This window comes from Staphylococcus sp. GDX8P80P, assembly GCF_017893095.1.
Lineage (GTDB): Bacteria > Bacillota > Bacilli > Staphylococcales > Staphylococcaceae > Staphylococcus > Staphylococcus borealis.
Window position 1 is genome coordinate 1 of sequence record NZ_JAESMI010000135.1, and the last position, 2216, is coordinate 2216.

The 2216-nt window shown below is 35.4% G+C and carries 1 pseudogene; it reads left to right on the plus strand.

The features are described 5' to 3' along the window. Positions 1-2216: pseudogene (locus KA858_RS11115) on the plus strand (hypothetical protein); the annotation flags it as partial.

Sequence of the window (2216 nt, forward strand, 5' to 3'; positions counted from 1 at the left end):
GAAGAGAAGGCAAGTAAAGAAAGCACAACAGAACAACCTTCAACAGAAGAGAAGGCAAGTAAAGAAAGCACAACAGAACAACCTTCAACAGAAGAGAAGGCAAGTAAAGAAAGCACAACAGAACAACCTTCAACAGAAGAGAAAGCAAGTAAAGAAAGTACAACAGAACAACCTTCAACAGAAGAGAAGACAAGTAAAGAAAGTACAACAGAACAACCTTCAACAGAAGAGAAGGCAAGTAAAGAAAGCACAACAGAACAACCTTCAACAGAAGAAGCTACTAAAGAAACTACAACAAATCAACCAATTTCAGAAAAAGAAACTGTAAATGAAGTTAAAAATGTAGCAAATGAAACAGGAGTGTCTGAAGACGAAATTTTATCAGTTTTAAATAAACAAGGTGTTAATAAAGCTGATGAAAATGAAATTTTAGCTGCTTTAATTAAAGAAAAATCGGCAACTAATGATCAATATTCAACTCCAGTAGTTGCTAATACAACAAACACATCTTCTAAAACGAAGACAACTTCTAACACACCTGTTAGAAACTTGTTACGTAATAGAGCAATGGTAATGGATCGTGCTAATACGTCAGATTTACAAGAATCAGCAGAAAATAGTGCTATATACTCACCAGGTGATGCTACTAAAAAACAAACTTATAGTGGTAAAGCATGGGTTTATAGAAATGGTAATCATTCAAATTATTCTCAAAAAGATGCATTACCATTGTCAGGAGTTAATGTCTACTTACAATGGGTAAACGGAAAAGGTGTTGTATCCCCAGTATATTACACTACTACAAACCCAGACGGTTCATTTGCATTTGACTTATCTAAACCAGTTACAGATGAGAATGGCAATTCTTATGAATTTAAATTAGCAGGAGACTCTAAATTTGCTATAAGAACTTGGGTTAAAAATCCAGATCCATCTAAATACGATGTTGTTAAACACGGTGACCAAATGTATGGTTATCATGATCGTTTAACTAGAAAAAATGAATCTTGGGACTTTACAGCAGGGATTAATAGAATTGTTAACTCACACGTTGTACTTCAAGAAAAACATAACAATGTTGATTGGTTACTAAAACCAGAAAATGAACGTACAACATCTGGTACTTCAAATGGCCAATTTGAAAATACAGGTGCTTACGGTACAATTCGCGGTAACGTATGGTATGAAAACGGGGATCCTAATGGCTCTGATGCAAGACGTTGGGGTAAAGACTCTTGGGATGTTAATGCCACTAATACAAAAGTCGCTGCATCATATGTAAATGACGAAGTAACTAGATTATTTGATACTTGGAAAAATGAGCACAGTGGTTATACATTAGATGATTTCAAAGCTGCACAAGCACAAATTATCGCTGATTATGAAGCTAAAAATGGTGTGGGCTCACACATTGCTGAAACTGTTGTAGCAAATGTAGATTCTAAAGGTGATTATTACATTCCGTTCAAAGGTATTTATGGTATTAGTGCTTATAAACAAAATTCAGGTGCAAGCATTTCTAAAACTATCTCAGATGAAGAATATGGTAAAGTTGTAGCTGATAAAGATGTTTCACATAATAACTTAATGGCTTGGAATGGAACAATTGGACAAAAACACAGACATATCAATTCTGATTACGTATATGTTACGCCACTAGTTGACGACTATGCTATTTGGAGTAATAATTTCCAAACCAACATGTTTGAAGGATTAAGTGACGATTTGTTACCAATTGGACCAAATGCTCAAAGCTCATATAACACATCAGGTGTGGATTTTGCACTTTTAGCACCACAACCAATGCACGACATCACGAATTATAACTCAACAGATGAATTAGCTAGACCAGGTGATACTGCAGAATCTAGAACAGGTGGCTTATTACCAAATCGTGAATATCAAGTGCAATGGTTCAAAAATGGCGAAAAATTCGGAGATCCAGTTACTGTAACTTCTGCAGAAGATGGAACAGTAGGTTCAGTACCTTTAACAGTACCAGAAGATGCAAAAGTATCAGACGTATTCTCATCTGCAGTATTCAAACAAGGTGTTTCTACAGAATCATTAACTACAGCATTAGCTATTGATTCATTCTCTATTACAGACCAACAACCAGATAATGAAGTGTATGAACCAACAACAGACGAAGTCACAAAAGATCACGGAACACCAACAACTGAGGATGATGTAACAGGAGCAGTAACAATTCCAGA